This window comes from Propionicimonas sp. T2.31MG-18 (assembly GCF_964266745.1).
Lineage (GTDB): Bacteria > Actinomycetota > Actinomycetes > Propionibacteriales > Propionibacteriaceae > Propionicimonas.
In genome coordinates this window covers 280,455-304,028 of record NZ_CAXWGX010000028.1, presented here as the reverse complement: position 1 = coordinate 304,028, position 23,574 = coordinate 280,455, and the positions used below count along the sequence as shown (strand labels likewise).

The window sequence follows — 23,574 nt, the reverse complement described above, 5'->3', positions numbered from 1 at the left end:
CGGAAGGGAGGGGCGGAGCGGGGCGGCGGGAGGGGGGAGGGGGCGGGAGGCGGGGCGCTCAGCGCAGGTGGACGACGTCGCCGGCGGCGAAGGCTCGCTCTCCACCGGCGACGGAGACCAGCAGGCAGCCGTCGGCGTCCACACCGGTGGCGAGGCCCTCGACCACGTCGTCCGGCGACAGCTGCACCCGCACCCTGCGACCGACGGACGTGCAGCGTGCGGCGTACTCGCCGCGCAGGTCCTCCGCGGCGAGCCACCGGGTGTACCAACCGCCGAGCGCGGCCAGGACGGCCTCGGCCAGCGCCGCGTCGTCCGCCGTGCCACCCGCCAGGACGACCGACGTCGCGGTCGGCACCGGCAGCTGGTCGGCGGAGAGGGTGGTGTTGACGCCCATCCCGATCACCGCGGCCGGCCCGTGGACGGAGTCCACGCGCTCGGCGAGGATCCCGCACAGCTTTCGCCCGTCGGCCAGCACGTCGTTCGGCCACTTCAGTTCCGCGGCCACGCCGGTGGACGCGCGGAGCCCGTCGGCCACGGCCAGCCCGGCGACCAGCGGCAGCCACAACCAGCGGCGGGCCGCCACGGCCGGCGGCGGGCGCAGCAGCACCGAGATCGCCAGCGAGGTTCCCGGGGGTGCCTCCCACACCCGGGTGAACCGTCCGCGCCCTGCGCTCTGGTGGCTTGAGACCAGCACCATCCCCGACTCGGCGCCCGCCCGGGCCGCCGCGGCCAGGTCGGCGTTCGTCGATCCGGTGGTGGCGAGCGTGGTCACCTGCGTCCACACCCCGCCCGGGCGGACGAGCGCCGCGGCCAGGCGCGCGGCGTCGACCTGCGGGGCGCCGGGGGTCGAAATCACGCCCAGACCCTATGCCCACGGCGGAGGCTGGTCGGTATGGTTCCGCTCATGGCGCAGGACATCCACACCACGCGGGGCAAGATCGCCGACCTGGGCGAGCGCATGAAGCAGGCGCAGAACCCGTCGTCGCCCGCCGCGGTGGAGAAAGTGCACGCGCAGGGCAAGATGACCGCCCGCGAGCGGATCCTCGCCCTGCTCGACGAGGGCAGCTTCACCGAGTTCGACGAGTTCTCCCGGCACCGCTCCACCGTGTTCGGCATGGAGGAGAAGCGGCCCTACACCGACGGGGTGATCACCGGCGTCGGTTCGATCCACGGCCGTCCGGTGTGCGTGTTCAGCCAGGACGTGACGATCTTCGGCGGCGCCCTCGGCGAGGTGTACGGGGAGAAGATCGTCAAGATCCTGGACTTCGCGATCACGACCGGCTGCCCGATCATCGGCATCAACGAGGGCGGCGGCGCGCGCATCCAGGAGGGCGTCGCCTCGCTCGACCTGTACGCCAGGATCTTCCGGCGCAACACGCTCGCGTCCGGCGTCATCCCGCAGATCTCGCTGATCATGGGCGCGGCGGCCGGCGGGCACGTCTACTCCCCCGCGCTGACCGACTTCGTGATCATGGTCGACCAGACCTCACAGATGTTCATCACCGGGCCGAACGTCATCAAGACCGTCACCGGCGAGGACGTCACGATGGAGGAGTTGGGCGGCGGCCGGACGCACTCCACCCGGTCGGGCAACTCCCACTACCTGGCCGCGGACGAGACCGACGCCATCGAGTACGTCCGCGAGCTGCTGACCTACCTGCCGCAGAACAACCTCGAGGACCCGCCGGTCTACGACGAGGCCGAGGCCGACCTCACGATCACCGAGCACGACCTGGTGCTCGACACGCTGGTGCCCGACTCGCCTAACCAGCCCTACGACATGCACGAGGTCATCAAGCGCGTGCTCGACGACGACGAGTTCCTCGAGGTGCACCAGCTGTACGCGCCGAACATCATCTGCGGCTTCGGCCGGGTGGAGGGACGCGCGATCGGCGTCATCGCCAACCAGCCGATGGTGTACGCGGGCTGCCTCGACATCAAGGCCTCCGAGAAGGCCGCGCGGTTCGTCCGCACCTGCGACGCGTTCAACATCCCGATCCTGACCTTCGAGGACGTCCCCGGCTTCCTCCCCGGCACCGACCAGGAGTGGGACGGGATCATCCGTCGCGGCGCCAAGCTGATCTACGCCTACGCGGAGGCCACCGTCCCGCTGGTCACGGTGATCACGCGCAAGGCCTACGGCGGCGCCTACTGCGTGATGGGGTCCAAGCCCCTCGGCGCGGACGTGAACCTCGCCTGGCCCACCGCGCAGATCGCGGTGATGGGCGCGGAGGGCGCGGTGAACATCCTCTACAAGCGCGAGCTGGCCGAGGCCGAGGATCCCGCCGTCCGGCGCACCGAGCTGATCGACGAGTACAACGACGAGCTGGCCAACCCCTACGTCGCCGCCGAGCGCGGCTACGTCGACAAGGTGATCTACCCGCACGAGACGCGCGCCCAGGTGATCCGCGTGCTGCGGCTGCTGCGCACCAAGCGCCAGCAGCTGCCGCCGAAGAAGCACGGGAACATCCCGCTGTGAGCACCCAACCGGGCGGGCCGGGCGAGGCCCCGCTGGTACAGGTGGTCGCCGGCAGCCCGACGGACGAGGAACTGGCCGCCCTCGGCGCCCTGATCGTCGCGTTGCGCCGCGGCCGCCCCGCACCGCACGCGCCCGAGACCAGCACCCTCGCCGGCGGCTGGCGCTCCTACTGGCACACGGTCCGGACGCCGCTGGTGCCCGGCCGCGAGGCCTGGCGCAGCAGTTTCCGGATGTAGCAGGCCCACCCACCGGACGGGCGACGCGTCGCGCAGACCCGGCACCGGGCAACCGAGAGGAGATGGCATGGGAGCCGTCGACGAGATCCTGTCCAGGATCGACCCGGCCCAGCTCGCCGCAGCCCTGGGCACCGACGAGGAGACCGCCCGCGCAGCAGCAGAAGCAGCCATCCCCACCCTGATCACCGGCTTCCAGGCCAACGCCGCCACCGGCGACGGCGAGGTCGGGCTCGCGTCCGCCCTCGGCCGGCACGCCGACGGCGTGTTCGCCGACACGGTGAACCTCGACGAGGTGGACACAGAGGACGGCCGCAAGATCGTCGCGCACGCCCTCGCCGACGACCCGTCGCGGCTGCAGGCCGTCGGCGGGCTCGACGGCAGCCTGCTGAGCACGCTGCTGCCCCTGCTCGCGCCGATCGTCCTGAGCTACCTCGCGAAGAAGCTGGGCATGGGCGGCGCGCAGGCGCCGTCGGCGGGCGGCTCCGGCGACATCCTCGGCGACCTCCTGGGCGGCATGCTCGGCGGCGCGGCCGGGGGCGGGTCGGCCGGCGGGCTCGGCGACCTGCTCGGCCAGATCCTCGGCGGCGGCCAGCCGGCGTCCGTGCCGGCGGGCCACGACGGTGGCCAGGGCGACGGCTACGGCGAGCCCGGCGGCGGGGTGTTCGACGCCCCCGGCAACACGACCGGCCTGCAGATCCCCGACGACGGCAGCGACGCGACCGGCCCGTCCCGGCGTTCGGGGGACGCGCTCGGCGACCTGCTGGGGCAGATCCTTGGCCGCTGACGCGCCGCGCCTCGTCCTCGCGTCCGCCTCCCCGGCCCGCCTGGAGACGCTGACCCGTGCCGGGCTGGCCCCGGAGGTGGTGGTCTCCGACGTGGACGAGGACGCCTTCGCCGCCGCCGACGTCCCCGCGCTCGTGCTCGCACTGGCGACCGCGAAGGCCGCCTCCGTTGCCGCGCGGCTGCCGGCCGGCGTCGACACCCTCGTCGTCGGCTGCGACTCCCTGCTCGAGCTGGATGGCGAACCGCTGGGCAAGCCGGCCTCCCCCGCCGAGGCCACGCAGCGGTGGCGCAGCATGCGCGGACGGGTCGGCCACCTGCACACCGGGCACCACGTGGTGCGGCTCGGGCCCTCACCGGGGTCCACGTCCGGCGTGGCGACCACCGAGGTGCGCTTCGCGGAGGTGAGCGACGCGGAGATCGCGGCCTACGTCGCCACCGGCGAGCCGGAGCGGGTGGCCGGGGCGTTCACCATCGACGGCCTCGGCGGGGCCTTCGTCACCGCCGTGAGCGGCGACCCGCACAACGTGGTCGGCATCAGCCTGCCGCTGCTCCGCGGGCTGTTCGCCGGCCTCGGGGTGTCCTGGCACACGCTGTGGCGCGTCCCCTGAGCGGGCCGCGGCGACGGGACGGCGAGCGATCCCCGCAACCGTGCCACCGCCCGTCCGTGCGCCCGGACGCTAGCCTTGGAGGGCCATGACGAACACCGAGAAGCTGCCCGAGCTGGCAGAGAAGAAGGCCCTCCTGCCGGCCTGGCTGCGGGCGATGCGACCCAAGCAGTGGGTGAAGAACGTCCTCGTGCTGGCGGCCCCCCTGGCCGCCGGACGCCTCTTCGAGCCGTCCGTGCTGATGCAGTCGCTGTGGGCGTTCCTGTCGTTCTCCCTTGTCAGCGCGTCGATCTACCTCATCAACGACAGCCGCGACGTCGAGGCGGACCGTCTGCATCCCAAGAAGCGGTTCCGACCCATCGCCGCCGGAGAGCTGGCGATCCCGACCGCCTACGTGCTCGCGGCCGTGACGCTGGCGGCCTCCCTGGCGATCGGGTTCTGGACGGCACCGCTGCTCGGGGTGACGCTGGCCGCCTACTGGGTGCTCCAGGTCATCTACTCGCTGTTCCTGAAGCACCAGCCGATCATCGACCTGGCCATGGTGGCGGCCGGCTTCCTCCTGCGCGCGGTGGCCGGTGGTGTCGCGGCCGACATCCCGCTGTCGCAGTGGTTCCTGCTCGTGGCATCGTTCGGCTCGCTGTTCATGGTGGCCGGCAAGCGGTACTCCGAGCTGAAGGAGCTGGGCACGGAAGCCCGCACGCGCGCCAGCCTCGAGCGCTACACCAAGTCCTACCTGCGCGAGGTGTGGTCGGTCTCGATCGCCATCGTGATCATGTCCTACAGCCTGTGGGCCTTCGAGCAGGCCGGCAACCAGCTGTGGGGCATCCCCTGGACGACGATCTCGATCGCGCCGTTCACGCTCGCGGTGCTGCGCTACGCGATGCGCGTCGATCAGGGCACGGCCGGGGAGCCGGAGGACGTGGTGCTGTCCGACACGATCCTCCAGGTGCTCGCCGTGCTCTGGGTGGTCCCCGTCGCGATCGCGGTGTTCTGGTGAGCCGCCCGGTCGCGCTGGTCACCGGCGGCTCGCGGGGCATCGGACGCGCGATCGCCCAGACGCTCTCTCCCACCCACCACGTGCTGGTCGGGGGCAGGGACGCCGACCGCCTGCGCGAGGTCGTCGCGGGCCTGGAGTCGGCGGAGCCGTTCGCCGTCGACCTCACCGACGAGGCAGCGCTCGCCGCTGCGGTGGCCGCCATCGAGCGGCTCGACGTGCTGGTGCACTCCGCGGGCCTGGTCGCGTTCGGTCCGCTCGCCGAGACCACCACGGCGGAGTGGCGGGAGGTCATGGAGCTGAACGTGGTCGCCCCGGCGACCCTGACCCGCGTCCTCCTGCCGGCGCTGCGGGCCGCCCACGGCCTGGTGGTGTTCCTGAACTCCGGTGCCGGGCTGGCGACCTACCGCGGCTTCTCGGTCTACTCGGCCTCGAAGTTCGCCCTCACGGCCCTCGCCGACGCCCTGCGCCAGGACGAGCGGGGCCGCATCCGCGTGACCTCGATCCACCCCGGGCGCGTGGCCACGGACATGCAGGCCCAGCTGACCTCGCTCCAGGGCATGCCCTACGTGCCGGACGCGCACCTCGACCCCGCCGACGTCGCGCGGGCCGTCCGCATGGCCGTCGACCTGCCGCGCGACGCCAGCCTGGACGCCCTGCGGATCAACCCCGTCTGAGCCGGCCGGCGCCGCTACCGCTGGGCCAGGCCGGCCAGCGCGGGCGCGCCCCACACGGCGAGTCCGAGGACGGCCAGGTTGACCACCGTCGAGCCCGCGAGCGAGCTCGTGGGCAGGGCTGCCGGGACGAGGGCCGACGCCACCAGTGAGGTGATCGCCGAAGCGACCGCCACCTCCCGCCACCACGGCTGGCCGGTCGCCAGCGCACCGGCGGCGACGAGGAAGCCGAGGGTGGGCGCCGCGTACAGCGCCCCGGCCACCATCGCGCCCAGCCGGTCGCCGAGCAGCGGGTCGAGGGCCCAGGACCGGGTGGACACTTTCTCGAACGCCGCCAGCCCCCAGGCCGGCAGCCAGCCCAGCACGTGTCCGACTCCGTGGGCACCCAACACCGCCGCTCCGGCCAGGCCGAGAGGGACGTTCATATCTGTTCTCCTATCTGCGTACGTTGTACGCTTGCGTACGTCGTACGCTACGTCTACGGTGGGACCCGTGTCAAGCGAACGAGTCCCCCTGTCCCGTCCGGCCATCGCGGCCGCAGCCATCGACCTGCTGGACGAGGTGGGCATCGACGGGCTCACCATGCGCGCGGTCGCCGCACGCCTGGGCTCGGGCACGATGTCGCTGTACCGCCACGTCGCCGGCCGTGACGAGTTGCTCGACCTGGTCGTCACCGAACTCACCGACCGGATCGAGTTCGGCACGCCGTCCGGCGACTGGCGGACCGACCTGGCGTCCGTGGCCCGCCACACCAGGCGGGCCCTCGTGAGCAGGCCCCAGCTCACGCTTCTGCTCACCGCGCGCGCCGGGTCCACCGCCGCCACCCTGCGCGCCCTGGACCACACCCTGGGCATCCTGCGCGCGGCGGGGCTGGGGCCGCGCGAGGCCGTCCGGACGAACCACGCCCTGGGCAACCTGGTCGCGGGCGCGGCACTGTGGGAGGCCGAGGGCCGCCGCGCTCCCGTCCCCGCAGGGGACGCTCCCGCGCCGACACGGGAGAACCTCGCCTGGGCAGCGGAGGAGCTCTTCGCCGGCACCCCGGAGGACCGGTTCGAGTACGGCCTCCAGCTGCTCCTGGACGGCATCGAGGCCAGCCTCGCCGGAGGGTCGTCCGCCTAGGGACGCCGGCGGATGCCCCTCAGCGCTGCCCGGCGCCGCCCGCGTCCCTGCGCACCGGATAGCGCAGGTGCGTGACACCGACGCCCTGCACGACCGTGGGGTCGCCGAGCACGACCGGCACCCCGGCGAGGTTGTCGAACAGGCGGACGCCGGAGCCGAGCAGGACGGCGGCGACGTCGATGCTCAGCTCGTCCAGCAGCCCCGCCGCCAGCAGCTGGCGGATCACGTCCGGCCCGTGCACGCCGACGTCCTTCCCCCCGGCGGCCGCCCGCGCCTGCGACACGGCCTCGGCGACGCCCCCGGTGACGAAGTGGACCGACGAGCCGGGGCGCGGCCACCCGGCGGGCACCTCGTGGGTCACGACGAAGGCGGGCCCCCACGCGTGCTCCCCGCCCCAGCCCCCCGCCACCTCGAACGTCCGGCGCCCGGTGAGCACCGCGCCGAGGCCCGCGGTGAGGCCGCGGACGTGCTCCGCGCTCGCCGGGGGAGCCGGAAGGTCATCGGCTCCGCCCCGCCCGAGCGCACCTCGACCTCACCGGAGGTGAAGTACCAGCCGAACACCTCGGCGAGGCCGCCGGCCGCGTCGGCGACGAACCCGTCCAGCGACATGGACATGATCGCGATCACCCTGGACACCGCTGCACCTCCTCCGGCGCACGGCACACGCGGGAACGCGGGACGGGCCCGCCCCTCCGGCGCCGGGGACACCACCGGGCGTGCGCAGGGAACCACCTTCACACGGTCGACCACGCCGGACAAGCAGCTCATCGGCCGCGACCGCGACAAGGACGGCATCGCCTGCGAGAGGCGCTGGCGACACCACCGGCAACCCTGGCCGGATGGCCAGACCCTGGCCCGGCCGGATGGCCATCCGGCCATCGCCGCGTGCCCGGCAGCGGTGATACGCGCCCCGGCGGGGACAATGGCGACGCCTCCCACCCCTGGGACGACGATGGTGCCGGCGTGGCGGCCGCAGGCTGGAGGGGGATGGTTCCTGCGCGCTGCCACGCCCCATCGCCCGTCGCGTTCCGCATCGTCGCGGAGCATGGTCTAGCGTCGTGCCTGCACCGACCAGCCACCCAGCGACGAGGTTCACGTGATCGACCCGGCACCGCTCACCCCGGCGCCGCCGCGTCCCGGGCGGCGGCTCCTCCAGCCGGGCAACATCGAGATCGTCCTCGCCGCCGTCCTCGGGCTGGTGACGATCGCCCTCGACGTCCTCACGGGCCGGCCCTGGCCACCGCTGGCCCTCGACCTCGCGGCCTGCACCGCCGCGGCACTCTCCGGGCGGTGGCCCCGGTCGTCAGCCGTGGTGCTCGGCGTCCTGCTCAGCACCTACCTGGTGATCCCTCCGGGCTGGGCGACCATGGGCGAGTACGCGCTGCTGATCCCGATCCTCGGCGCGGGCATGCGCGGACGCCGGCTCCTCCGGCTGGTCGAGTCGGTCGCCTACTGGCTCATCCTGGTGGGGCTGGCGCTCCAGAACGACCCGTCGTTCTCCCGCGGCCTGCTGGGCGGCCTGGTGTGGGCCGTCCTGATCGGGCTGCAGTGGCTGATCGGCAACGTCTTCGTCACCGTCGCCGACGCGCACCGGCAGGCCCACCGGGCAGCGATCGTGCTGCAACGCCAGCAGGTGGCCCTCGAACTCCACGACACCGTTGCCCGCTCGCTCAGCACCCTCGCGATGACCGCAGAACGCGCCCGCGTGCGCGGTGCGGCCTCCCCGGACGACCTCGACCTCATCGCCCGGACGGCGAGCGACTCCGTCGGCCAGCTGCGGCAGGTCATCACCCTCCTGGGCCGCCCGGACGCGGGGCCGCCGGCGGAACGGAACCCGACAGCGCTCCCCGACGTCCTCGCCTCCGCCGAGGCGGCGCTCGCCCGCCACGGGTTCACCCCGCGCGTCCACGTCAGCGGCGACCCGGAGCTGCTGGGCGCGGAGGCCCGCGAGCTCCTCGGCGCCGCGAGCGCGGAGGCGCTCCACAACATCGTCACGCACGGCGATCCCGACAGGGCCTGCCTGGTCTCGGCGGAGATCACCCCCACCGGGGCCGTGCTCCAGTTCACGAACGCGCCCCGCGGCGATGCGCCGGCCGCCCACGGCACGTCGCTGGGGCTGGGAGCGCTGCGGCAGCGGATCGAGGCGGCCGGCGGCCGGGTGACCGCGGGCCGCGCGGACAGCCAGTGGCTGACGAGGGTCGACCTGCCCCTGCCGCTCACCACCTCCGACGGCGAGCCCGCCCGGTGAGCGCCCCGATCAGCGTCCTCGTGGTCGACGACGACCTGTTCGTCCGCGAGACCCTGACCGACTACCTGCGGGACGCCGACGACCTCACTCTCGCCGGCACCTACCCGGACGCGGAGAGCGCCCTGCCGGCCGTCGAGGAACACCGGCCCGACGTCGTGCTGATGGACGTCCGCCTGCCCGGGATGAGCGGGATCGAGGCGACCCGAGAGGTGGCCCGCCGCTCCGCGGGCACCCGCGTCCTCGCGCTCACCTCGTTCGGCGACGCCGACGTGGTGGTGCAGATGCTCGCTGCGGGAGCGCACGGCTTCCTGCTGAAGAGCACGCGGGCCCAGACGCTCCTGCACGCCGTCCGGGTGGCGCACAGCGGGCTGGCCGTCGTCCCGCAGGACACGCTGCAGGAGTGGGCCACGGGCCGGCTGGCGGCCGGCGGGCCCGTGCTCTCCGCGCGCGAACGAGCGGTCCTCCGGGGCCTGGACCTCGGGCTGACCAACCGCCAGATCGCCGCAGAACTCTACCTGTCGACCTCCACGGTGAAGGCCCACGTCGCGGACCTCCTGCGCAAGCTGGACGCGCCGACACGCACCCGGGTCGTGGCCAGGGCCCACGCGCTGGGGATGCTGCCGGGCGCCGACGGCTGAGCCGGGGCGGGTGCTGGCGGCGCCGGCCTCAGCGCTCGAGGCCGAGCACCAGCCCGAAGCCGAGCATGGCGGTGCCCGCGGCCCCGTCGATCACGCGGGCACCGCGGCTGCTGGTGAGGAAGCCGCGCACGGCGTGCGCACCGAGGATCACCACCGTGAACCAGGCGAACGCCACCAGCACGTGGACGCCCGCCAGCACGGCGCCGGCCAGCACCGGGGCGATGCCCGCCGGGAGGAAGAGCGGGAGCACCGTCAGGTAGAACACCGCCATCTTGGGGTTGAGCAGGTCGGTGAGCAGTCCCTTGACGAAGGCCTCGCGGGCGGAGTCCACCGCGCCGGACGCCAGGTCGGCGTGGGCCACGTCGCCGCGCACCGCCGCGCGCAGGTAGCTCCACGCCAGGTAGGCGAGGAACGCCACACCGGCCCAGCGCAGCACCGAGTAGGCCACCTCGGACGCGACGAAGAGCGCGGCGATCCCCGCGGCGGCGGCGATCCCCCACAGCAGGGCTCCGAGCCCGATGCCGGCGGCGGCGGCGAAGGCCGTCCGACGACCGGCGCGCAGCGCCTGGCGCAGCACCAGCACCGTGTCGAGCCCGGGCGTCACCGCGACCACCGCGGCCAGCGCGGTGAAGCCGAGGAGGGACTGTGCCAGCGTCACGGCAGCATGGTAGGGCGCGGCCGTGCCCCCACCGGCTGCCGGGCCGGAGGGCGGGACCCGCTCAGATCCAGTCGACCCGGCGGAACAGGATGTAGAGCCCGATCGTGCCCACCAGCATCAGCACGGTGCTCTGAAGGAGGCCGAATTCGGCCATGAACCCCGGATAGGGGATGTTCTGGCCGAACCAGCCGGTGACCGCCGTCGGCACGGCGATGATCGCCGCCCACGCGGCCAGCTTCTTCATCACCTCGTTGAGGCGGGCGTCCTGGAGCGAGAGGTTGGTCTCGAAGACGCCGCTCACCATGTCGCGCAGGCTCTCGGTCCACTCCGCCGCACGGATCACGTGGTCGTACAGGTCGTTGAAGTTCCCGTCCAGCTCGCTGGAGAGGCTGCGGTCGCCCTCGCCGCGGAAGCGCATCACCGCGGTCACCACCTCCCGCATGGGCAGCACGACGCGGCGCAGCTGCACCAGCGCCTTGCGGAGGCCGAACACCCGCTGCTGGATCGCCCGCGGCTTCATCGCCGGATCGAACAGCATGTCCTCCAGCTCTTCCAGCAGGTCGTCCATCGACTCGATGGTGGCGAAGTAGCCGTCGACCAGCTCGTCCAGCATCCCGTGGACGAGGGCCGCCACGCCGTGGGTGAGCAGGCCGTCCTCGTTCCACCGCGCGACGACCGCCGACATGTCGACGCGGTCGTCGGTGCGGACGGTGATCAGCGCGTTGCGCAGCACGAAGGCCGACACCCGGCCGAGCTCGAACGCGATCCCGTCCCCGGGCAGCTGCTCGATGCGCGCGGAGTAGCAGGTGAGGAAGATGTGGTGGGCGTGGAAGGTGGCCTTCGGGCGCTCCCGCGGTTCCACGGCGTCCTCGACGGCCAGCGGGTCGAGCCGGAGCTCTTCGGCCAGCGCGGCCAGCACGGCGGGTTCGGGCTCGAGCAGGTCGAGCCAGACCAGCGCGTCCGGCTCGGCCAGCCACCGGTCGAGGTCGGCCAGGGGGAAGTCGGTCGCGACCTCCTCGCCGTGGCGCCAGGCCCTGCTGTGACAGCTGCTCACCGCCCCAGCATGGCACCGGCCCGGGGTGTACGAGGTCATCCGCGCGGTGAACCGGTGTATCGCCGCCGCGACGCGGGGGGTAGATTCGCGGACCATGGAGATCGACCTGACCGCCGAAGTCGGGCACGGTCTCGGCGAGGCCGCCACCGCCGCCGACGACGTCCTCTGGCCCCTGATCAGCACAGCCCTCGTGCCCTGCGGCGTGCATTCCGGCGAGCCCGTCTCGATGCTGCGGGCCTGCAGCGAGGCCGTGACGAGGAAGGCCGCCATCGGCGCGGCGATCGGCTACGCCGACCGGGTCGGGCGCGGCGAGCGCTTCGTCGACTACGACCCCGACGACCTGGCGGCGACGATCATCTACCAGCTGGGCGCCCTGGACGGCCTGGCCCTCGCCGAGCAGGCCCGGGTCACCTGCGTGCGTCCGGGCGGCGCGCTGTTCGAGGCCGCCCGCACCGACCGCAACCACGCCTGGGCCGTGGTGAACGCCGTCCTCGACTACGACCCGGGGCTGACGATCATCGGCCTGCCCGAGTCCCGGCTGCTGCAGACCGCGGAACGCAACGGGCTGGCCGTCGCCCGGGAGTACCAGCCCCACCGCCTGCTCAACGCCAACGGCTCGCTCGGCGCCGTCGTCACCGATCCCGACGTGGTCGCCCGCCGCGCGGTGGACGCGGTCGCCTCCGGCGCCTATGACTGTATCCGGCTGCCGTGGCACAGCGCGGCGGAGCGCGTCTGCGCCCAGGCCGTCCACGCCGCCCTCGTCGAGGCGGGACACTGCGTCCGCTCCCCCGCCGGGCCGGCCCAGCCCGAACTCCCTGTGCACCTCGCACTCGCCGGGAGCGGGACACCTGCCTGACTGGACCCCCACCCGGTCACTAGACTCCGCAGGAGTTGGGCAGAGGCGGCAGGAGGAGTCAATGGCGATCACCAAGGTTCTGGTGGCCAATCGCGGTGAGATCGCGGTCCGCGTGTTCCGGGCCGCCAGGGACGCGGGGCTGGCCAGCGTGGCCGTCTACGCCGACCCGGATGCCGACTCGCTGTTCGTGAGGCTCGCCGACGAGGCGTTCGCCCTCAACGGCCTCACGCCCGCGGAGACCTACCTCGACGTCGCCAAGATCCTGGCCGTCGCCGCGCGGTCCGGCGCCGACGCCGTGCACCCCGGCTACGGCTTCCTCGCCGAGAACGCCGCCTTCGCCCAGGCCGTGATCGACGCCGGGCTGGTCTGGATCGGGCCCCCGCCGGCCGCGATCGAGGCCCTGGGCGACAAGGTGCAGGCCCGGCACATCGCCGCGCGGGTGGGCGCCCCCCTCGTGCCCGGCACCGCCGACCCGGTGGCGGACGCGGACGAGGTCGTCGCCTTCGCCCGCGAACACGGCCTGCCGATCGCCATCAAGGCCGCCTACGGCGGCGGCGGCCGCGGGCTCAAGGTCGCCCGCACGCTCGAGGAGGTCCCGGAGCTCTTCGAGTCGGCCACCCGCGAGGCCGTCACGGCCTTCGGCAGGGGTGAGTGCTTCGTCGAGCGCTACCTCGACCGTCCGCGCCATGTGGAGACCCAGTGCCTGGCCGACACCCACGGCACCGTCGTGGTGGTCTCCACCCGCGACTGCTCGTTGCAGCGCCGCCACCAGAAGCTGGTCGAGGAGGCGCCGGCGCCGTTCCTGAGCGAGGAGCAGCGCACCCGGCTCTACGAGTCGAGCAAGGCCATCCTGCGGGAGGCGGGCTACGTGGGCGCCGGCACGTGCGAGTTCCTCGTCGGCCAGGACGGGACGATCAGCTTCCTCGAGGTCAACACCCGGCTCCAGGTGGAGCACCCGGTTTCGGAGGAGGTCACCGGGCTCGACCTCGTGCGCGAGATGTTCCGGATCGCCGACGGGGAGGCGCTCGGCTACGACGACCCACCCGCGCGCGGCCACTCGATCGAGTTCCGGATCAACGCCGAGGACCCGGGCCGCTCGTTCATGCCGGCACCGGGCACCCTGACCGCCTGGCAGCCGCCCACCGGCCCCGGCGTCCGCGTCGACTCCGGCTACCTGACCGGCATGGCCGTGCCGGGCTCGTTCGACTCGCTGGTGGCGAAGATCATCGTGACCGGCGCCGACCGCGCCCAGGCGATCGCCCGCTCGCGCCGGGCGCTGGCCGAGACCGTGCTCGACGGCATGCCGTCGGTCATCCCCTTCCACAAGGCGGTCCTCACCGACCCGGCGTTCGTGGCCGCGGACGGTGGCTTCGGCGTGCACACCCGCTGGATCGAGACCGAGTTCTCCACCCGGCTCGAGCCCTACACCGGCAGCATGGGCGAGACGCCGGCCACCGAGAGCAGCACCTTCGTGGTCGAGGTGGACGGACGCCGGCTCGAGGTGCGCCTTCCCGCGGCGCTGGCCGCGCCCGCGGCGAAGGCCGCGGCCCCCAAGCGACCGGTCAAGCGCAGTACCGGCGGGGCGCGGGCGAAGTCGCCGTCGTCGAACGAGCTGACCGCCCCGATGCAGGGCACGATCGTGAAGGTGTCCGTCGTCGAGGGCGACGAGGTGACCGAGGGCGACCTGGTGGTCGTGCTCGAGGCGATGAAGATGGAGCAGCCGATCACCGCCCACCGCTCGGGCGTGGTGGCGAACCTCGCCGCGGCCGTGGGCGAGTCGGTCAGCTCCGGGCAGGTGCTGCTCGAGATCGTCGACGCCGGCTGAGCCTCACCGCGCCACGGCCGCCAGCCGGGCGGCCAGGCCGGCGTTGAGGACGGCGAAATCGCGCCACTCCTCGGGGGTTCGCCCGGCGGCCTCGCGCGCGGCCGCCTCCTCGACCGGCCCGGCGGACCACCGGTCGAGCCGGTCGGACGTGGCCCGCAGGACGAAGCCCGTCCCGTCGGCCCACCCGCCGACGACCAGCCCGCGGGCGCACCCGGTCACCCGTTGCGGCGCCACCAGCCAGCCGACGGCCGCCCGCTCGTCGCGGACCTGCGCCGCGGTCTCGAAGGCCAGCCTCTCCACGGCTGCGGCGCCGGCCTCCTCCAGCCGGGCACCGAGCGCGCCCACCGCCGCCGACTCACGGGCCAGGACGGCGCGGATCGCCGCGACGTACCCGGCGCGGTCCGACGGCGCCACCCCGCGAGCCTCGGCCAGCGACCGCCCGGCGACGTCGAGCCGGTCGCCCGACAGCGGCAGCGGCCACGCCCGCAGCACCCCTCCCCGGGCGGCGGCGAGCCGCTCGACGCCCAGGTACGGCCCGTAGGCCTCGCCGCACGGGCGCTCGCCCACGACGACGCGCAGGTCCGGCCGCGCGCTGCCGTCGTCCAGCACCAGCCAGGCGGGCAGTTCCAGCCCTCCACGGACGCGGTTCCAGCGCGGCAGCGACCGCTCCAGCAGGTTGCGCTCCAGCCAGGCCGCCTCGTGCGCGGACGCGCAGGCGAGGGCCTCGACGGCCGCCACCTGCGGGACCATCCGGCGCAGGTGCGGGCGGTCGGCGAGGTCGCCGGTGTAGGAGCGGACGCGCGCGCGCAGGTCGCCGGCCCGGCCGAGGTAGGCCACGCGCCGCTGCGCGTCCACGAATCGGTACACCCCGGGCGCGGCCGGCAGCAGGGCCGCCGACCGGCGGAGCACCTCCGACACCGTCGCACGGGCCACGGTCGGGTCGCCGGTCAGTCGCGGGCGGCCGGGGGCGCCGTGCTGGCCCGGACCACGAGGCGGGCGGGCAGGTGCAGGTGCTGCTCGCTGGTCTCGCCGGCGAGAAGGCCGAGGAGGATGCGGACGGCCTGGGCCCCCATCTCGTGCAGCGGCTGGGCCACCGTGGTGAGCGGCGGGACGGCGTTGGCCGCCTCCGGCACGTTGTCGAAGCCGACCACCGACACGTCGCCGGGCACGCGGAGGCCCAGCTCGCCGGCCACCTCGAGGACGCGGATCGCCGACAGGTCGTTCGCGGCGAAGATCGCCGTCGGCGGCTCGGGCAGCGTGAGCAGCTCGCGGGCGGCGTCCGTGGTCTCGGCCGCCCGGTAGCCACCCACCCGCACCAGCGCCGGGTCGAACGCGATGCCCGCGGCCTCGAGGGCCTCGCGGTAGCCCTGCTCCCGCAGCCGTGCCGAGACCAGGTCGGTGCGGCCGCGCACGTGGGCGATCCGGGTGTGCCCGAGGGCGATGAGGTGCTGGGTCGCCGCGCGGGCGCCGCCGACGTTGTCGGCCTCGATGGTGCTGGGCCCCGTCCGCCCGGTGTGCGGGTCGATCGCCACCACCGGGATGGTCGCGTCGGTGACGGTCGCCGTCGGCGCGACGATCACCGCGCCGTCGATGAGCGTGCCGGCCAGCCGGGACAGCGAGCGCCGCTCCCAGCCGACCTGGTTGTGCTCGAGGTTGCCGGAGTAGGCCAGCAGCTCGTAGCCGGTGCCCTCCGCCGCAGCCGAGATCCCCTTGAGCAGCTCGGTGGAGAACGGCTCGAACTCCGGCACCAGGATGCCGATGACGTTCGTGCTCCCCCTGCGCAGGCTGCTCGCCACCAGGGACGACTCGTAGCCGAGTTCCTCGACCACGCCCATGACCTTGTCGTAGGTCTCCGGCGACACCCCGTAGCGGTCGTTGATCACCTTCGACACCGTCGAGACCGAGACGCCGGCGGCCTGTGCGACGTCGACGATCGTCACCCGTGCCACGGTGGGCGGGCGCACGGTGCGCCTCTTGCGAGGAGTGACGGTCACGGCGTAACGCTAGCCCATCCGGGGGTCGATCCATCGCAACGAAAACGTTATCGAAAACGTTTGACACCCCCCGGGGGCGGTGGAAGGATCCCGAGTGGCAGGATTCCCTGTCGGACGGTCAAAGAGGACTGAGAGGTATGTCTATGCAGTGGAAAGTCAAGGGCCCGGCACTCGTCGCGCTGGGTGCAAGCCTGTCGCTCGCCCTTGCCGGGTGCGCCGGCGGGGCGACCGGGACGACATCATCCGCTCCGGCCACTTCGGCCGGGCCGGTCACGATGACGTTCTGGCACAACTCGACCACGGGTGACGGCAAGAAGTACTGGGAAGACACGGTCGCCGCCTACACCAAGGAGCACCCGAACGTCACCATCAACATCCAGGCCATCCAGAACGAGGACATGGACGGCAAGCTCCAGACCGCCCTCAACTCCGGGGACGACCCGACCATCTTCATGGCCCGTGGTGGCGGCAAGCTCGCCGACGTCGTCGCGGCCGACCAGGTGCTCGACATCACCGACAAGATCAGCCCCGAGGTCAAGACCGCCCTGGGCGACGGCATCTTCAGCGCGTTCACCGTCGACGGCAAGATCTACGGCATGCCGACGTCCGTGCTCCCCGGCGGCATCTACTACAGCAAGGACCTCTTCGCGAAGGCCGGCATCACCGCCACCCCGACCACCTTCGAGGAGCTGAACGCCGCCGTCGACAAGCTGAAGGCCGCGGGCATCGCCCCGATCGCGCTCGGCGGCAAGGACGCCTGGCCGGCAGCCCACTGGTACTACTTCATGGCGCTGCGCGACTGCTCCAAGGACGTCATGGACAAGGCCGCCGCGGAGAAGGACTTCTCCGACCCGTGCTGGCTGAAGGCGGGCGAGGACCTCAAGGCGTTCGCCGACACCGAGCCGTTCAACAAGGGCTACCTGACCACCTCCGCCCAGCAGGGCGCGGGCAGCTCCGCCGGCATGATCGCCAACCACAAGGCCGCCATGGAGCTCATGGGTGCCTGGGATCCCGGCGTCATCGCCGACCTGACCCCCGACAAGAAGGCCCTGCCCGACCTCGGCTGGTTCCCGTTCCCCGCCGTCAGCGGCGGAGCCGGTGATCCGACCGCGATGATGGGTGGCTCCGACGGGTTCGCGTGCCGCAAGAACGCTCCCGCCGAGTGCGTCGACTTCCTCAACTTCATCGCGAGCAAGGCCAACCAGGAGGGCTACGCCACCGCGTTCAAGACCCTGCCGGCCAACAAGGACGCCAAGTCGGTCGTCACCGATCCGGCCCTGCAGGACGTGCTCGCGTCCTACGACAAGGCTGCCTACGTGATGCTGTGGCTGGACACGATGTACGGCCAGAACGTCGGCAACGCCCTCAACGGCGGTGTGGTCAACATGCTCGCGGGCAAGGGGCAGCCGGCCGACATCGTCGCAGCAGTGAAGAGCGCAGCCGCCAAGGGCTGAGCGAAGACAACGAAACCCTCATGAGCGAATCAGTCACCGCACTGCCCCACCGCACGTCGAGGTCGGGTTCGGGACGGGGCGCCGCGAAGGCGGCGCCCCGGTCCGACCGGGCCAGGGCCGACTGGCGGAAGCGCTTCGAGATCGCGATCCTCGCCGGACCCGCGATCGCCATCTTCCTGGCCTTCGTCATCTTCCCCGTCTTCATGGCGGCCTACTACGGGTTCTTCAAGTGGAAGGGCTTCGGCGCCCCGACGAACTTCGTCGGCTTCCAGAACTACGTCACGATCTTCACCGACCAGAACTTCCTGGACGCGCTGGCGCACAACGGCTTCATCCTGGTCATGTCCCTGGTGATGCAGGGGCCGGCGGCGGTGGCCTTCGCCCTGCTGCTGAACCAGAACATCAGGGGACGCTCGCTCATCCGCGTCCTGATCTTCGTCCCCTACGTGATCTCCGAGGTCATCGTGGGCACCGGCTGGAGCCTGATGCTCCAGTACCAGGGGGCCCTCAACGACCTGCTGCACAACCTGGGCCTGGGCTTCCTCGCCTCGGACTGGATCGCCGATCCCAACGTCGCGATCTGGACGCTGATGGTGATCATCTCCTGGAAGTACATCGGCTTCGCGGTGATCCTGATGCTCGCCGGCATGCAGGGCATCCCGGACGAGCTGTACGAAGCCGCCGCGATCGACGGCGCGTCCTACTGGCAGATCCAGCGCTGGATCACGCTCCCACTGCTCGGCCCGACGATCCGAGTGTGGGCGTTCCTGTCGATCATCGGCTCCCTGCAGCTGTTCGACCTCGTCTACATCATCTGGGGCCAGTACGTGGCCTCCACGGCCGGCACGTCCACCATGGCCACCTACATGGTGCGTGAGGGACGCCTCGCCGGGAACTACGGCTACGGCAACGCCGTCGCCGTGGTGATCTTCGTCATCTCGCTGGTGATCGCACTCACCTACCAGCGCTTCGTGCTCCGGCGGGACACCGCGGGCGCCCTGACCGAGAAGTCAGACAGGAAGGCCGCCTGATGTCGCAGGTCGCACTCACCGCGCGGGCCTCCACCACGCGCCCCCGCCGCAGGAGCAGGTCCGGCGCCACCTGGGGCAGCCCGACCACCTACGTGATCGCCACCGTGCTGATCGCCGTCTGCGTCGCCCCGGTGCTCTACATCATCATCGGCGGGTTCCGCACCAACGCCCAGATCACCGTCAACCCGTCCGGCTGGCCCGACCCGTGGGTGCTGAAGAACTACGCCGACGTCCTGGCCAGCCCGCTGTTCTGGCAGCAGTTCGGCAACTCGGTGATCTCCGCCGCGGCCACCACCATCGGCACCGTCGCGCTGGCCCTGATGGCGAGCTTCGTGATCGCCCGCTACGACTTCGCCGGGCGCAACGCGCTGTACTCGCTGTTCGCCGCAGGGCTGATGTTCCCGCTCACGGTGGCCATCACCCCGCTGTACCTGCTGATCAAGAACCTCGGGCTCACCGACAACCTGCTGGGCATCATCCTCCCGCAGATCGCGTTCGCACTCCCGACCACGGTGATCATCCTGGTGCCGTTCCTCGCCGCGATCCCCAAGGAGCTGGAGGAGGCCGCAGCGATCGACGGGGCGAGCAAGATCGGGTTCTTCTTCCGGATGGTCCTCCCGCTGTCCCTGCCCGGCGTGATCACCACCGGCATCCTCGCCTTCGTCAACGCGTGGAACAGCTACATGCTGCCCCTGTTCATCCTCAACAACGCCGCCATGTACACGCTCCCGCTGGGGGTGCAGTCGTTCTCGTCCGAGCACTCGGTCGACACCGCTGCCGTGCTGGCCTTCACGTCGCTATCGATGATCCCGGCCCTGCTGTTCTTCAGCATCTTCGAGCGCCGCATCGTCGGCGGCCTCACCGGCGCCGTCAAGGGCTGACCCGCCCGTGACGCACCGCCCCCACCGTCCCCCCACTGACCCGATGAAGGAGCTGGACCCGGTGTCCACATCCGTGCACGAACTGCCCGCCGCCCCGGAGACCTCCGCGCGCGTCCGCGACCTGGTGGGCCGCATGACGCTGGAGGAGAAGCTCGCCCAGCTCGTCGGCTACTGGCTCGACCAGGGCGGCAACGTCGTCGCCCCCATGCAGAGCGAGATGGCCGCCGGCCAGCGCGGCTCCGGAGAGCTCGCCGAAGCCACCCGGGACGGCATCGGGCACTACACCCGCGTGTACGGCACCCGTCCCGTCGAGCCGGCGGAACGCGCCGCGTGGCTGTGGGCGGAACAGCGCCGGCTCCAGCGGGAGACCCGGCTCGGCATCCCTGCGCTGGTCCACGAGGAGGTCCTCACCGGCCTCGCGGCCTGGAAGGCGACCACCTTCCCCACGCCGCTGGCGTGGGGCGCGTCCTTCGATCCCGACCTGGTCCGCGAGGTCGGGGCGGCGATCGGCACCTCGATGGCGACCCTCGGCATCCACCAGGGCCTCGCCCCGGTGATGGACGTGGTCCGCGACCCCCGCTGGGGACGCGTCGACGAGTGCATCGGCGAGGATCCCTACCTCGTCGGCACCGTCGGCACCGCCTTCGTCCAGGGCCTGCAGTCGGCAGGCGTCCACGCCACCCTCAAGCACTTCCTCGGCTACTCCGGCTCCGTCGCCGGTCGCAACCACGCGCCCGTCCACGCCGGCCCCCGCGAGATCGCCGACGTGTTCCTCCCCCCGTTCGAGATGGCCCTCCTCGACGGCGGTGCCCGCTCGGTGATGAACTCCTACACCGACATCGACGGCGTCCCTGTGGCGGCCAACGCCGACCTGCTCACCGGCCTGCTGCGCGAGCGCCTCGGGTTCACCGGCGTGGTGGTCGCCGACTACTTCGCGGTCAGCTTCCTCCAGGTGATGCACGCCGTCGCCGCCGACCGTGGCCAGGCGGCCGCGCTGGCCCTCACCGCCGGCATCGACGTCGAGCTGCCCACCGGGGACGCCTACCTCGCCCCGCTCGCCGCAGAGGTCCGCGCCGGCCGCGTCGACGAGGCCTACGTCGACCGCGCCGTCCTGCGCGCCCTCGCCCAGAAGGAGGCCCTCGGCCTGCTCGACCCCGGCGCCTACGCCGACGAGCCACCCACCGCCATCGACCTCGACCCCGCCGGGCACCAGGAGCTCGCCCGCCGCCTCGCGCAGCGCTCGATCGTCCTGCTGTCCAACGACGGGGTGCTGCCGCTGGGACGCCGCGCCCCGATCCGCCGGGTGGCCGTGATCGGCCCCAACGCCGACCGCACGGACGCCCTCCAGGGCTGCTACTCCTTCGCCAACCACGTGCTGCCCGGCTTCCCCGGCTACCCCGCCGGCATCGCCATCCCCACCGTCTCGGAGGCGTTGCGGGACGCCTTCGGGCCGGAAGCGCCGACGCCCGAGTTCGTCGTCGCCCACGGCTGCGACGTCGAGGACGGCGACACCAGGGGCATCCCCGCGGCGGTGGCGGCCGCCGCGGGGGCAGACGTGGCCGTGGTGGTCGTCGGCGACCAGGCCGGGCTCTTCGGCCGCGGCACGGTCGGCGAGGGCAACGACACCCAGTCCCTCGAGCTGCCCGGCGCCCAGCGCGCGCTCGTGGAAGCGGTGGCCGCCACCGGCACCCCGGTCGTCATGGTGCTGCTCACCGGCCGTCCGTACGCCGTCGGCTGGGCGCTCGACGGGCCCCGTCCGCGGCCGGCGGCCGTCCTCCAGGCCTTCTTCCCCGGCGAGGGGGGCGGCCTCGCGATCGCCGACGTGCTCACCGGCGCGGTCAACCCGTCGGGCCGGCTCCCGGTGTCGCTGCCGCGCACCGGCGACGCGCAGCCCTACACCTACCTCCAGCCGCTGCTCGGCGGACCGTCCGAGGTGACGGCCACCGACCCGACCCCGGCCCGCCCGTTCGGGTTCGGCCTGTCCTACACGCAGGTGGCCTACAGCGACCTGCGGGTCGACGCCGAGGTGCCGGCCGACGGCGCCTTCTGCGTCGAGGTCACGGTCACCAACACCGGCGCGGTGGACGGCAGCGAGGTCGTGCAGGTGTACGGCCACGACCTGCTCGCGTCCGTGGTGCGCCCGGTCAGCCAGCTGCTCGCCTACGCGCGGGTCGAGCTGGCCGCGGGCCAGTCGCGCCGGGTGCGCTTCACCATCCCGACCACCCGACTGGCGTTCTCCGACCGGCGCGTGGTGCGGATCGTCGAGCCCGGCGACGTCGAGGTCTGGGTGGGTTCCCACTCGGCGGCCTCGGCCAGCGGGATGCCGAGCGTCAGCCAGACCAACGGCGCGATCAACAACGTCGGGCTGTCGGTCGCGGAGCCCGTCCCCGGCACCGCCACCCCGCGGGCGGTCCTGACCGTCCTCGGGCCGGCCCACGAGGTCACCACGGCGGACGCGCGGCAGGCACGGGCCGAGGTCAGGGACGCATGAGCCGCGTCGCGAACCCGGTGCTGCCCGGCTGCTACCCCGACCCGTCCGTCTGCCGGGTGGGCGGGGACTACTACCTGGTCACCTCGACCTTCGAGTACTTCCCCGGCCTCCCCGTGTTCCACAGCACCGACCTGGCCCGCTGGGAGCACATCGGCGACGTGGTCACCCGCGCGGACCAGCTCGACTACTCGCGGATCGCCTCCTCCGGCGGCCTCTACGCGCCGACGCTGCGGTACCACGACGGCCGCTACTGGGTGGTCTGCACCCTGGTCGACCCGGCGGACGCCACTCGCGGGGGGAACTTCCTGATGACCGCCACCGACCCGGCCGGGCCGTGGTCGGACCCGGTGTGGCTGGACGCGGACGGCATCGACCCGTCGATCTTCTTCGACGACGACGGGCGCGTCTGGATGCACGGCACCCGGCTGGCCCGCGAACCCCGCTGGCACGACCAGACCGAGGTGTGGGTCCGCGAGTTCGACCCGACGACCATGGCCCTTGTCGGGCCGGAGACGGTGGTCTGGAACGGGGCCATGCTCGGCGTGGTCTGGGCGGAGGCGCCCCACCTGTACAAGGTGGACGGCCGCTACTACCTGCTCGCCGCGGAGGGCGGCACGGAGTTCCACCACAGCGTCGCCGTGGCGCGGGCGGACTCGGTCACCGGTCCCTACGAGTCCAATCGCTGCAACCCGGTGCTCACCCACCGCCACCTCGGGCGCGACAGCGACGTGGTGGGCGCCGGTCACGCCGACCTCGTGCAGGCCGCGGACGGCAGCTGGTGGGCCGTGCTCCTCGCGATGCGTCCCTACGGCGGCTACCACTACCCCCTCGGCCGGGAGACGTTCCTCGTCCCCGTGACGTGGGAGGACGGCTGGCCCGTGTTCGCCCCCGGCGAGGGCCGGGTGCCAGCCGAGGTCGAGGTGCCCTTCGCCGCGGCCGCCCCGGCGGGCGACGGCGGCGGTGTCGTCCGGCCCGAGGACCCGCGCTGGACGTCGCTGCGCGGTCCCGCCGCCGCGTTCGCCACGGCGCGCGGGGACGGCTGGACGCTGCGCCCGTCCGTCGAGACGCTCACCGACCCCGGGACGCCGTCCTTCCTCGGCCTGCGCCAGCAGCACCGCGACCTCGACCTCTCCGCCAGCCTGCGGGCGCCGCTGGCGGCCGGCGAGGAGGCGGGCCTGGCGATCCGCCAGTCCGAGCGCGACCACGTGCGCCTCGCGCTGGCCACCGGCCCGTCCGGCGAGGCGGTCGTGCGGGCGGTCCACCGCCGCGCGGGCGCGGAGACGCTGCTCGGCGAGGCCCGGCCCGGGGCCGCGGTGGGCTCGCCGCTCACGCTGGACGTCCACGCGCGCGGCGTCGACTACGACCTGGGCGTGACCACGGCGGACGGGGCGCGGACCGTCGTGGCCACCGCGGACGCGCGCACGCTCGACTCCGTGGCCACCGGCGGCTTCATCGGGCTCTGGCTGGGCGTCTACGCCACCACCCCGGACCCGGCGTCCGCTACGGTCGTCGAGGTCGACCGGGTGGAGTACCGGCCGGCCTGACCGGCCCCGC

23 protein-coding genes are annotated in these 23,574 nt (G+C 73.1%); 16 read left to right on the top strand and 7 right to left on the bottom strand.

Annotation, left to right across the window (positions count from 1 at the left end; all coding sequences use genetic code 11):
* Window positions 1-58: 58 nt before the first annotated feature.
* Window positions 59-856 carry a biotin--[acetyl-CoA-carboxylase] ligase gene (locus ACFQQJ_RS15940; protein ID WP_377108021.1) on the bottom strand — a complete coding sequence of 266 codons (798 nt, stop codon included), beginning with the start codon at window positions 854-856 and terminating at the stop codon, window positions 59-61.
* Between the two features lie 48 nt (window positions 857-904).
* Between ACFQQJ_RS15940 and ACFQQJ_RS15935 the strand changes: the two genes are divergently transcribed.
* The 6 genes from ACFQQJ_RS15935 to ACFQQJ_RS15910 all read left to right on the top strand — a co-directional run bounded on the left by ACFQQJ_RS15935 (window position 905) and on the right by ACFQQJ_RS15910 (window position 5,774).
* The gene (locus ACFQQJ_RS15935) at window positions 905-2,479 is read left to right on the top strand and encodes an acyl-CoA carboxylase subunit beta (protein ID WP_377108020.1); all 1,575 of its coding nucleotides are present in this window, start codon (window positions 905-907) and stop codon (window positions 2,477-2,479) included.
* Window positions 2,476-2,715 (top strand): acyl-CoA carboxylase subunit epsilon, encoded by a 240-nt coding sequence (locus ACFQQJ_RS15930; RefSeq protein WP_377108018.1) that lies wholly within the window; start codon window positions 2,476-2,478, stop codon window positions 2,713-2,715. Before ACFQQJ_RS15935 ends, ACFQQJ_RS15930 begins: the two co-directional genes overlap by 4 nt.
* A gap of 67 nt (window positions 2,716-2,782) precedes the next feature.
* Window positions 2,783-3,499 carry a DUF937 domain-containing protein gene (locus ACFQQJ_RS15925; protein ID WP_377108016.1) on the top strand — a complete coding sequence of 239 codons (717 nt, stop codon included), beginning with the start codon at window positions 2,783-2,785 and terminating at the stop codon, window positions 3,497-3,499.
* Window positions 3,489-4,106, top strand: coding sequence for a Maf family protein (locus ACFQQJ_RS15920; protein ID WP_377108014.1), 618 nt, complete (start codon window positions 3,489-3,491; stop codon window positions 4,104-4,106). Before ACFQQJ_RS15925 ends, ACFQQJ_RS15920 begins: the two co-directional genes overlap by 11 nt.
* 85 nt (window positions 4,107-4,191) lie before the next feature.
* The gene (locus tag ACFQQJ_RS15915; RefSeq protein WP_377108012.1) at window positions 4,192-5,100 is read left to right on the top strand and encodes a decaprenyl-phosphate phosphoribosyltransferase; all 909 of its coding nucleotides are present in this window, start codon (window positions 4,192-4,194) and stop codon (window positions 5,098-5,100) included.
* Window positions 5,094-5,774: an SDR family oxidoreductase gene (locus ACFQQJ_RS15910; protein ID WP_377108037.1), complete on the top strand. Its 681-nt coding sequence runs from the start codon at window positions 5,094-5,096 to the stop codon at window positions 5,772-5,774. The genes ACFQQJ_RS15915 and ACFQQJ_RS15910 overlap by 7 nt, the downstream gene beginning before the upstream one ends.
* Before the next feature lie 14 nt (window positions 5,775-5,788).
* Here the strand turns inward: ACFQQJ_RS15910 and ACFQQJ_RS15905 are convergent, their stop codons facing one another.
* Window positions 5,789-6,196, bottom strand: coding sequence for a hypothetical protein (locus ACFQQJ_RS15905; RefSeq protein ID WP_377108010.1), 408 nt, complete (start codon window positions 6,194-6,196; stop codon window positions 5,789-5,791).
* Window positions 6,197-6,263: 67 nt separating this feature from the next.
* On the opposite strand from ACFQQJ_RS15905, the gene ACFQQJ_RS15900 reads away from it, so the two are divergent.
* Entirely contained in the window at window positions 6,264-6,890 is a 627-nt protein-coding gene (locus ACFQQJ_RS15900) for a TetR/AcrR family transcriptional regulator (RefSeq protein WP_377108008.1), read from the top strand.
* 19 nt (window positions 6,891-6,909) lie between these two features.
* Here ACFQQJ_RS15900 and ACFQQJ_RS15895 read toward each other — a convergent pair whose 3' ends face one another.
* Entirely contained in the window at window positions 6,910-7,326 is a 417-nt protein-coding gene (locus ACFQQJ_RS15895) for a dihydrofolate reductase family protein (RefSeq protein ID WP_377108006.1), read from the bottom strand.
* 660 nt (window positions 7,327-7,986) lie between these two features.
* Between ACFQQJ_RS15895 and ACFQQJ_RS15890 the strand changes: the two genes are divergently transcribed.
* Window positions 7,987-9,138 carry a sensor histidine kinase gene (locus tag ACFQQJ_RS15890; RefSeq protein WP_377108004.1) on the top strand — a complete coding sequence of 384 codons (1,152 nt, stop codon included), beginning with the start codon at window positions 7,987-7,989 and terminating at the stop codon, window positions 9,136-9,138.
* Window positions 9,135-9,776: a response regulator gene (locus tag ACFQQJ_RS15885; RefSeq protein ID WP_377108002.1), complete on the top strand. Its 642-nt coding sequence runs from the start codon at window positions 9,135-9,137 to the stop codon at window positions 9,774-9,776. The genes ACFQQJ_RS15890 and ACFQQJ_RS15885 overlap by 4 nt, the downstream gene beginning before the upstream one ends.
* Before the next feature lie 28 nt (window positions 9,777-9,804).
* On the opposite strand, the gene ACFQQJ_RS15880 is transcribed toward ACFQQJ_RS15885, so the two are convergent.
* Both ACFQQJ_RS15880 and ACFQQJ_RS15875 read right to left on the bottom strand, forming a co-directional pair.
* Window positions 9,805-10,434, bottom strand: a complete 630-nt coding sequence (locus ACFQQJ_RS15880) for a LysE family translocator (RefSeq protein ID WP_377108000.1) — start codon at window positions 10,432-10,434, stop codon at window positions 9,805-9,807.
* Window positions 10,435-10,495: 61 nt separating this feature from the next.
* On the bottom strand, window positions 10,496-11,488 hold the full coding sequence (locus tag ACFQQJ_RS15875) for a magnesium transporter CorA family protein (RefSeq protein ID WP_377107998.1): 993 nt from the start codon (window positions 11,486-11,488) through the stop codon (window positions 10,496-10,498).
* Between the two features lie 94 nt (window positions 11,489-11,582).
* Between ACFQQJ_RS15875 and ACFQQJ_RS15870 the strand changes: the two genes are divergently transcribed.
* Together ACFQQJ_RS15870 and ACFQQJ_RS15865 are read left to right on the top strand one after the other, a co-directional pair.
* On the top strand, window positions 11,583-12,344 hold the full coding sequence (locus tag ACFQQJ_RS15870) for a LamB/YcsF family protein (protein WP_377107996.1): 762 nt from the start codon (window positions 11,583-11,585) through the stop codon (window positions 12,342-12,344).
* A gap of 61 nt (window positions 12,345-12,405) precedes the next feature.
* A complete protein-coding gene (locus tag ACFQQJ_RS15865; RefSeq protein WP_377107995.1) occupies window positions 12,406-14,169 on the top strand; it encodes an acetyl/propionyl/methylcrotonyl-CoA carboxylase subunit alpha in 1,764 nt (587 codons plus the stop codon).
* A gap of 3 nt (window positions 14,170-14,172) precedes the next feature.
* Here the strand turns inward: ACFQQJ_RS15865 and ACFQQJ_RS15860 are convergent, their stop codons facing one another.
* Entirely contained in the window at window positions 14,173-15,078 is a 906-nt protein-coding gene (locus ACFQQJ_RS15860) for a hypothetical protein (RefSeq protein ID WP_377107993.1), read from the bottom strand.
* 38 nt (window positions 15,079-15,116) lie between these two features.
* Window positions 15,117-16,163, bottom strand: coding sequence for a LacI family DNA-binding transcriptional regulator (locus ACFQQJ_RS15855; protein ID WP_377107991.1), 1,047 nt, complete (start codon window positions 16,161-16,163; stop codon window positions 15,117-15,119).
* Window positions 16,164-16,306: 143 nt separating this feature from the next.
* On the opposite strand from ACFQQJ_RS15855, the gene ACFQQJ_RS15850 reads away from it, so the two are divergent.
* Genes ACFQQJ_RS15850 through ACFQQJ_RS15830 form a run of 5 tightly spaced genes read left to right on the top strand, consistent with a single transcriptional unit; the run spans window position 16,307 to window position 23,564 of the window.
* The gene (locus tag ACFQQJ_RS15850; protein ID WP_377107990.1) at window positions 16,307-17,617 is read left to right on the top strand and encodes an ABC transporter substrate-binding protein; all 1,311 of its coding nucleotides are present in this window, start codon (window positions 16,307-16,309) and stop codon (window positions 17,615-17,617) included.
* A gap of 20 nt (window positions 17,618-17,637) precedes the next feature.
* Entirely contained in the window at window positions 17,638-18,648 is a 1,011-nt protein-coding gene (locus ACFQQJ_RS15845; RefSeq protein WP_377107988.1) for a carbohydrate ABC transporter permease, read from the top strand.
* Window positions 18,648-19,529: a carbohydrate ABC transporter permease gene (locus tag ACFQQJ_RS15840; protein ID WP_377107986.1), complete on the top strand. Its 882-nt coding sequence runs from the start codon at window positions 18,648-18,650 to the stop codon at window positions 19,527-19,529. The genes ACFQQJ_RS15845 and ACFQQJ_RS15840 overlap by 1 nt, the downstream gene beginning before the upstream one ends.
* A gap of 43 nt (window positions 19,530-19,572) precedes the next feature.
* Window positions 19,573-22,020, top strand: coding sequence for a beta-glucosidase (locus ACFQQJ_RS15835; RefSeq protein WP_377107984.1), 2,448 nt, complete (start codon window positions 19,573-19,575; stop codon window positions 22,018-22,020).
* Window positions 22,017-23,564 (top strand): family 43 glycosylhydrolase, encoded by a 1,548-nt coding sequence (locus ACFQQJ_RS15830; RefSeq protein WP_377107982.1) that lies wholly within the window; start codon window positions 22,017-22,019, stop codon window positions 23,562-23,564. The genes ACFQQJ_RS15835 and ACFQQJ_RS15830 overlap by 4 nt, the downstream gene beginning before the upstream one ends.
* Window positions 23,565-23,574 lie beyond the last annotated feature (10 nt).